Here is a 6,713-nt window from a genome sequence, read left to right on the forward strand (position 1 = left end):
CGGGGCGGGGCCGGGTTGGCGATAGGGCCGGCCCGTTTCCCCTTTCGGCATTCTCCGCAGCGGAACCGGCCGGCAGGCCGGGGCCTGGGCTCCCCCCTAGCTCGTCGGCGACCCCGCCGAGGGCGCCTGGACGGCGGCCCGCAGGCTCACCCGCTCCTCCGGCAGGGGGATGAACTCCTTCTCGTCCCCGGGCACGGTGCCGAAGCGGCCCGCGCGCCAGTCGGCCTTGGCCTGCTCGATCCGCTCGCGCGAGGAGGAGACGAAGTTCCAGAAGAGGTGGCGCGGCCCGTCCATCGCCGCCCCGCCGAGCAGGAGCAGGCGCGCGCCCTCCCGCCCCGCGCGGAGCGCGAGCCCGTCGCCCGGGCGGAAGACGAGCATCCGCCCGGCCTCGAAGCGGTCCCCGGACACCTCCACCTCGCCCTGCACGACATAGGCGCCGCGCTCCTCGTGCTGGTCGGGCAGGGGAAGGGAGGCGCCGGGGGCGAGAACGGCATCGGCGTAGAAAAGGTCGGAGGGCGTCTCCACTGGGGAGCGCGCGCCCCATCCCCAGCCGGCGATCAGCCGCAGCCTCGTGCCGCCATCCTCGATCACGGGCAGGGTGGCGGCGGGATGGTGGACGAAGCCGGGCGAGGTCTCCTCCTGCGCGCGAGGAAGGGCGAGCCAGGACTGGATGCCGAAGAGGCGGTTGGAATGGCCCCGCAGTCCCTGGTCCGTCCGCTCGGAATGCACCATGCCCCGGCCAGTGGTCATCCAGTTCACATCGCCCGGCCGGATGGCCTGGTCGGAGCCGAGGCTGTCGCGGTGCTGGATCTCGCCGTCGAAGAGGTAGGTGACGGTCGAGAGGCCGATATGCGGGTGCGGCCGCACATCCAGCCCCTTGCCCGTCAGGAACTCGCCCGGCCCCATCTGGTCGAAGAAGATAAAGGGGCCAACCATCTGCCGCTCCTTCGCCGGCAGGGCGCGGCGCACCTCGAAGCCGCCGATGTCGTGGACGCGCGGCAGGATCACCTGGCCGATGGAGCCGGCGGGGCATTCGGGCATCACGCCCGAGGGGTCGCTCTCGACGCTCATGGAGGAGGTCCTTCCTGTTGGGATCAGAGGGCCGCGAGCCAGCCGCGGGTGAGGGCCACGTCCATCTGTGAGAGGCCGTGGCCGAGCGGCAGCGCATGCTGCGTCACGGCGGCGCCGGAGTCCTCCAACAGCCGCGCGAGGGCCGCGCTGCTGGCCGCGGGCACGATGGGGTCATTCGTGCCGGAGAGCAGCAGGACCTCCGTGCCGTCCAGCCGCACGGCGGGCGGCTCGCGGAAGGGCATCATCGCGCGCAGCAGGGCGGCGCCCCGCAGCAGGCCGGGATGGCGCAGCAGCAGGCTGGCCGCGATGTTCGCGCCGTTGGAGAAGCCGAGCGCGACGGGGGCGGCGAGGCCGCGCTCGGCCTGTTGCTGCCGGACGAAGGCGGCTAGGTCATCCGTGCGGCGGCGCAGGTCATCCTCGTCGAACACGCCCTCGGCGAGGCGGCGGAAGAAGCGGGGCATGCCGTTCTCCAGCACCGCGCCGCGGGGCGAGAGCAGGGCGGTGCCGGGCGCGACGAGGCGGCCGAGCGGGATCAGGTCGCTCTCGTCCCCGCCTGTGCCGTGCAGCAGCAGCAGGGGCGGGCGCGCGGCATCGGTGGCCGGCTCGAAGCGGTGGATGAGGGTGGGGGCGGTGTCGCTCACGGCGGGGTCTCCCGGTCGCGGGCCGCGCCGGGATGGCGCGGCCCCCAGGGGTGGTCAGGCAGGGTGGTCAGGCGAGGGCGGGGAGCGCGGCCTCGATCTGCGCGCGGTGCCCTTCGAGGAAGCGCGGCAGCTTCAGCGCCGTGCCGAGCTGATCGGCCGGCTCGTCCACGGCGAAGCCGGGGATGTCGGTCGCGATCTCGAACAGCACGTGGCCGGGCTCGCGGAAGTAGACGGAGCGGAAGTAGTCGCGGTTCTTCTGCTCCGTGGTGTGCAGGCCGTGGTTCTCGGCCAGCTTGCGCACCATCTCCGCCTGATCGGCATCGTCCGCCGCGCGGAAGGCGAGGTGGTGGACGGAGCCGCGCCCCAGCCGCGCGGGCAGGAAGCCGCCCACCGCGCGCACGTCCACGATCCCGCCCAGCGCCGTGCCTTCGGCGGCGAAGCGGGTGGTGTCGCCCTCGCGCGCCACCTCGCGGAAGCCGAAGACGTCCGAGAGAATCGCGCCCGTCGCCTCGGTCTTGTCCAGCATCAGGCTGACGCCGTGGAAGCCGCGGAGGGCGTGCTCCACGGGCACCTCTCCGTTGTCCCAGGCCGGCTCGGCCTCGATGCCGGGGAGGCCCACCAGGGCGAGGCGCAGCCCGTCGGGGTCGCGGAAGGTGAGCACCGTCTCCCCGAAGCGGGTCGTGCGATCGAGCCCGTGGTTCACCAGGCGCTGCGTCCAGTAGCCGATGGCGGATTGCGGGACGCGGAACACCGTCTCCTGCAGCTCGCCCGCGCCGGCACGGCCCTCGGCCGCGTTCTCCCAGGGGAAGAAGGTGAGGATGGTGCCGGGGCTGCCCGCCGCGTCGCCGTAGTAGAAGTGGTAGGCGCCGGGATCGTCGAAGTTCACCGTCCGCTTCACCAGCCGCAGACCGAGGGTGCGGGTGTAGAAGTCGAGGTTCCGCTGCGCGCTGCCGGCGATGGCGGTGACGTGGTGGATGCCGTTGGTGGCCATGGTCGCTGTCTCCGAGGGGAGCGGGTCCGGCGCTCCGTTGGGTACAGAGAAGGGGATCCGACCCCGCCGCGGCCAGGGGAAACCGATTGCAGCAGTGCAATCCTGTTCTTGCGGTCTAAGGGGTGGTATTGCGTTGTGAGCCAGCGCTGGCTCTGCGGCCGGGCCGTTCGGTGCCACCAGGGAGGACGCGTGAAGGAACCCGCCCGGACCCTCTCCTGGGATGATTTCCGCCTTATCAACGCCGTGGCGGAGACGCGCAACCTGCCCGCCGCCGCCGCGCGGCTGGGCGTGGACCACTCCACCGTCTTCCGCCGGCTGCGCGGCGTGGAGGCGCTGCTCGGCACGCCGCTCTTCGAGCGCCATCGGCAGGGCTACTCCCTGACCCCCGCGGGGGAGGAGGTGGCGGCCCTGGCCGCGCGGGTGGACGAGGACATCACCGCCGTCACGCGCCGCCTCGCGGGGCAGGAGCCGGCGCCCTCGGGCGAGGTGCGGATCGCAACGAGCGACAGCCTTCTCTCGGATCTCCTGATGCCGATCCTGGCCGGGTTCCGCCGCGCGCATCCCGCGATCCGCCTCGACGTCGTCACGGGCAACGCGGCGCTGAACCTCTCCCGCCGCGACGCCGACGTGGCAGTGCGCGCGACCGACAGCCCGCCGGAGACGCTCGTCGGCCGCCGCGCCGCGCGCATCGCCTGGGCCCTCTACGGGGCGGAGGGCGCATCCGCGGAAGGCGACTGGGTCTGCCTCGGCGACAATCTCGCCGGCCTCGCGGTGGTGCGCCACGCCCGGAGCGCGGTGCCCGGGGAACGCCTGGCCGGGCGGTTCGACACGGTGCTGAGCCTCGCCCATGCCGTCGCCGTGGGCATCGGGGTGGGGCACCTGCCCTGCTTCATCGGGGATACCTGGCCGGGCCTGCGCCGGCTGGAGCCGCCGCGGCCGGAATACGCCTCCGACCTCTGGCTCCTTACCCATCCCGACCTGCGCCACACGCCGCGCATCCGGGTCCTGATGGACGGGGTGGCGGAGGGAATCGCGGCCCGGCGCGCCCTGATCGAGGGGATGGCGCCGCGCCCGGCGCCCTGAAAGTCCCCTTGTCGCTGCGCCGCGATCCGGCCCATACCCCGCCCGGACACCGGGGGGAGCCCATTCCGGGCTGAGAGGCGGGGAGACCCGCGACCCCTGGAACCTGACCCGGTTCGGACCGGCGTAGGGATCGGTGCACCATGACGCCCACGCGCCCGCGATGCGCGACGCCGCCTCCCCCTCCGCCAGGGCGGGTGGGGATGCGCCCGCGCGCCCGGGCCTGCCGTCAGGCCCCGCCCTCCTCGCCCCCGCCGGGCGGGATGGAGGAAAGCCCGTGCATCGCCGATCCCTGCTGAGGGGCGCCGCCCTCTCCGCGCTCCCGCTCCCCGCCCTCGCCCAGCCCGCCCGCGCCCGCACCCTGCGCTTCGTACCGCAGGCGGCGCTGACCGCGCTCGACCCGATCGTGCAGAACGCGACGATCAGCACCACCCACGGCTTCTGCGTCTTCGACACGCTCTTCGCGACGGACGGGAAGCTCACTCCCCGCCCGCAGATGGCCGAGGGCCACGAGGCGAGCGCCGACGGCCTGCTCCACACGGTCCGCCTGCGCGAGGGGCTGCGCTTCCATGACGGCGCGCCCGTGCTCTCGCGCGACTGCGTGGCGAGCCTGAAGCGCTGGTGCGCGCGGGACCTCTTCGGCCAGATCCTCGGCCGCGCCGTGGCGGAATGGGGCACGCCGGACGACCGAACCCTGACCATCCGCCTGAGCCGCCCCTTCCCGGCGCTGCTCTACGCCCTGGCCAAGCCGGCGGGCGTGCCGCCCTTCATGATGCCCGAGCGCCTGGCGGTGACGGATCCCTCCCGCCCCGTGCCGGAGATGGTGGGCAGCGGCCCCTGGAAGTTTCTCGCCGCCGAGTTCAACCCCGGCAGCTTCGTCGCCTATGCCCGCAACGAGGCCTATGTGCCGCGCGAGGAGCCGGCCGAGGGCGCCTCGGGCGGCAAGCGCGTGCATTTCGACCGGCTGGAGTGGCACATCATCCCCGACGGCGCGACGGCCGGCGCCGCCCTCCAGCGCGGCGAGGTGGACTGGGTCGAGTACCCCCTGCCGGACCTGCTGCCCCTGCTCGGGCGGGACCGCAACATCCGCACCCAGGTCTACGACCCCATCGGCTTCCTCGGCGTCATCCGCTTCAACCACCTGCACCCGCCTTTCGACCGGGTGGAGGTGCGCCGCGCCGTGCGGGACTGCATCAGCCAGCCCGACCACATGGCCGCCGTCGCGGCGCCCGGCGACTGGCGGGAGTGCCACGCCCTCTTCCCCTGCACCCTGCCCGGGGTGGCGGAGTTCCCTGCCCCGCCGCGCGACTTCGAGCGCGCCCGCGCCGCCATCCGCGCCGCGGGGGTGGAGGGCGCGAAGGTGGTGGTCATCAACCCCACCGACTTCGCCGCCGTCGCGCCGCAGGGAAGGCTGGCCGCCGATGTCCTCCGCCGGCTCGGCTTCAACGTCGATCTGCAGGAGATGGACTGGGCCGCGATGCTCACCCGCCGCAACTCGCGGGAGAGCGCGAATCATGGCGGCTGGAGCATCTACCCCACCAACTTCCCCGCGGCCTCCATCGCCAACCCCGCGGTGAATTCCGGCATCCGCGGCGACGGCCCCTCCGCCTGGTTCGGCTGGCCGACCGACCCGGCGACGGAGGCGAATATCGAGCGCTGGCTCTACGCGCCCGACCCCGCCGCCCAGGCCGCCGCCTTCGCCGAGGTGCAGCGCACGGCCTGGGACCATGTGGGCTTCGCGCCCAGCGGGCTCTTCGTGCTGAAGACCGGCTTCCGCGCCGATCTCTCCGGCGTGCTGCAGGGGCCGAACCCGTATCTGTGGAACGTCCGGCGGGGCTGAGCCCCGGTTGACCTGCCCGGCCGCATCCCCCTTCCTGGCGGGGAGGCGGCCGGACGAGAGGGGCGGAAGGGATGGCGGGGCGGGAAGAGGCAGGGCTGCGGAACTTCGACCTCAACCTCCTGCCCGTCTTCACCGCCCTGATGCGCGAGCGCAGCGTGACCCGCGCGGGGGAGGCGCTGTTCCTCTCCCAGCCCGCTACATCCGCCGCCCTGGCCCGGCTGCGCACCTATTTCCGGGACGAGCTCTTCGTCCGCAACGGCCGCGTGCTGGAGCCGACGCCGCGGGCGGAGGCGCTGATGGAGCAGCTCGCCCCCGCGCTGCTGGGCGTGGCCGGGGCGGTGGCCGGCGCCACGCCCTTCGACCCCGCGACCGATGCGCGCACCTTCCGCATCGGCACGACAGAGGACGTTGCCATGGCGATGTTCCCCCACCTCTCCACATGGCGGAAGACGGCGCCGCACTGCCGGATGGTCATCCGCCCCGCCACCTATCGCGACATCCCCCGCCTGCTCGAATCCCGCGAGATCAGCACCGCCATCGGCCATGTGGAGGAGCTGCCGGCCGCCACGAAGCAGCGCGTGCTCCGCCGGAGCGGCTGGCGCGTGCTGCGCGACGCGGAGTCCCCCGGGCCGGTGGACCTGGAGGGCTACTGCGCCCGCCCGCACCTGCTGGTCACGCCGCGCGGCGACCTCGCGGGCATCGCGGACGGGGTGCTGGAGCGGATGGGGCGGAGCCGGAAGGTCGTGCTCGGCGTGCCCGACTTCGCGCTGATGCCGCGCGCCCTGCTGGGCACGGACATGCTCTGCCTCGTCAGCGAGGCGGTGGTGGAGACGCTGACTCTGCTGGGCGAGCTGTCCCGCCGCCTCGCCGCCGATCCGCCGCCCTTTCCCATGCCCGAGGCGGTGACGCACATGGTCTGGCGCACCTCCGTGGACCAGGATCCCGCCGAGGCCTGGCTGCGCGGGCAGCTCGTGGAGTGGCTGGCGCGGCGCTAGTGTCCTGATTCCGTAGTTCCTCCGATCTGCTGAGTTTGGAGGCAGAAGCGCTGGATGGCGGCGAGGATATTGTCGGCGGACTTGGTCCAGCGGAA

At 73.6% G+C, this 6,713-nt stretch carries 6 protein-coding genes and 1 riboswitch; of the genes, 3 read left to right on the forward strand and 3 right to left on the reverse strand.

Annotation, left to right across the window (positions count from 1 at the left end; translation table 11 throughout):
- Positions 1–96: 96 nt before the first annotated feature.
- The 3 genes from FHS87_RS18605 to FHS87_RS18615 form a co-directional block, all read right to left on the reverse strand.
- A complete protein-coding gene (locus FHS87_RS18605; protein ID WP_184520894.1) occupies positions 97–1,071 on the reverse strand; it encodes a pirin family protein in 975 nt (324 codons plus the stop codon).
- A 23-nt stretch (positions 1,072–1,094) separates the two neighbouring features.
- Positions 1,095–1,712: an alpha/beta hydrolase gene (locus FHS87_RS18610; RefSeq protein ID WP_184520895.1), complete on the reverse strand. Its 618-nt coding sequence runs from the start codon at positions 1,710–1,712 to the stop codon at positions 1,095–1,097.
- A gap of 67 nt (positions 1,713–1,779) precedes the next feature.
- On the reverse strand, positions 1,780–2,703 hold the full coding sequence (locus FHS87_RS18615; protein ID WP_184520896.1) for a ring-cleaving dioxygenase: 924 nt from the start codon (positions 2,701–2,703) through the stop codon (positions 1,780–1,782).
- A gap of 189 nt (positions 2,704–2,892) precedes the next feature.
- Here FHS87_RS18615 and FHS87_RS18620 point away from each other — a divergent pair, with 189 nt between their 5' ends.
- The 3 genes from FHS87_RS18620 to FHS87_RS18630 all read left to right on the forward strand — a co-directional run bounded on the left by FHS87_RS18620 (position 2,893) and on the right by FHS87_RS18630 (position 6,618).
- On the forward strand, positions 2,893–3,786 hold the full coding sequence (locus tag FHS87_RS18620) for a LysR family transcriptional regulator (protein ID WP_184520897.1): 894 nt from the start codon (positions 2,893–2,895) through the stop codon (positions 3,784–3,786).
- 42 nt (positions 3,787–3,828) lie between these two features.
- A riboswitch (TPP riboswitch) is annotated at positions 3,829–3,934 on the forward strand.
- Between the two features lie 126 nt (positions 3,935–4,060).
- Positions 4,061–5,623 carry an ABC transporter substrate-binding protein gene (locus FHS87_RS18625; RefSeq protein WP_184520898.1) on the forward strand — a complete coding sequence of 521 codons (1,563 nt, stop codon included), beginning with the start codon at positions 4,061–4,063 and terminating at the stop codon, positions 5,621–5,623.
- Between the two features lie 71 nt (positions 5,624–5,694).
- Positions 5,695–6,618 carry a LysR family transcriptional regulator gene (locus FHS87_RS18630; protein ID WP_184520899.1) on the forward strand — a complete coding sequence of 308 codons (924 nt, stop codon included), beginning with the start codon at positions 5,695–5,697 and terminating at the stop codon, positions 6,616–6,618.
- The last annotated feature ends 95 nt before the right edge of the window (positions 6,619–6,713 follow it).

The organism is Muricoccus pecuniae, assembly GCF_014199205.1.
Classification (GTDB): Bacteria; Pseudomonadota; Alphaproteobacteria; order Acetobacterales; family Acetobacteraceae; genus Roseomonas; species Roseomonas pecuniae.

What these genes read in the sequence shown, in the direction of transcription:
- FHS87_RS18605 (WP_184520894.1), bottom strand. Translation starts at nt 1,071, where the DNA reads ATGAGCGTCGAGAGCGACCCCTCGGGCGTGATGCCCGAATGCCCCGCC.
- FHS87_RS18615 (WP_184520896.1), bottom strand. Translation starts at nt 2,703, where the DNA reads ATGGCCACCAACGGCATCCACCACGTCACCGCCATCGCCGGCAGCGCG.
- FHS87_RS18630 (WP_184520899.1), top strand. Translation starts at nt 5,695, where the DNA reads ATGGCGGGGCGGGAAGAGGCAGGGCTGCGGAACTTCGACCTCAACCTC.